Here is a 915-nt window from a genome sequence, read left to right on the forward strand (position 1 = left end):
TCGTCAGGCGGCGAAAAGCCGAAGGCAATCCTGTGCGCCTCGTCAGACAAGATGTGCGGCCGCATCAATCGGGCCCAAAAGCCGCACTCTCACGAATAGGACGGGCTAGGCCCGCAATAATGTGTGTGTCAGTGATTTGTGGCCCGTCAGGTTGGATTGCGCGACCCGACAATAGTTCGCTGATGGGCTTATCGTAAAAGCGCCCCTTCCAACTGTTGCAACCGTTGTTGTATAGTTTGGAGTCGTTATGCCGGAGGGGTTGCTTGCACAACAAAAGATTACGGGCGCGAATGTTGACTGGAGTGGCCGGGTCGTTTCGAACCGCCGGAGGATCGGCTTTGAGGGCCTGCTGCGGAATTACGTGTTCGAGATCGAAGGAGTTCTGGGGAAGAAAGCGGCCACACGCACAACACATCAAGAGTTGATTGCCGTTCGTTTCGGGAACGTATGTAGCCAGGTCACGCCGCATCTTATGCCACAGCCGCTCTTTGATCGACGGCGTCATCAAGTAAGCCAATGTCACCCCCAATAGCGTTGAACGATGCAGCAGAGTACATTCACTTGGAATGGCTGTCTGACCTGAGCAATCGGCTGCGTACCATCGTCGCGAGTTTATCTACGCCTTTCGGTCCCTTCTCATAGAATTCGGAAATGCCGGTCAGACTTGATTGTTGGCTCGATCGCTGGTGTTCAACTAGTCGTTGGACCCAGGCCTTGCTAACGAGATCGAGAATCTCCATGAATTCATTGCGCAGGTCGTCTTGAAGGAAGATCCGTTCCTTCCTTATCGCCTTATGAGCCAGAAAGAGAGCTGGCCCCGCAAATTCGGACAGTAGCTTGAGTGGATTTTCTGCCTGACAGCGGCGAGGATTCTTGCTGCGAATCAGGAGCGAAGATGACGAAGAAGAGCCGCCG

Annotated in this window: 1 protein-coding gene; it reads right to left on the reverse strand. The window is 53.9% G+C overall.

The window, feature by feature from the left end; translation table 11 throughout:
- Positions 1 to 557: 557 nt before the first annotated feature.
- The coding region (locus QJT78_RS51675; protein WP_281460902.1) for a hypothetical protein at positions 558 to 915 on the reverse strand (358 nt) is incomplete at its 5' end.

It is taken from the genome of Bradyrhizobium sp. Mp27 (assembly GCF_029953005.1).
Taxonomy (GTDB): domain Bacteria; phylum Pseudomonadota; class Alphaproteobacteria; order Rhizobiales; family Xanthobacteraceae; genus Bradyrhizobium; species Bradyrhizobium barranii.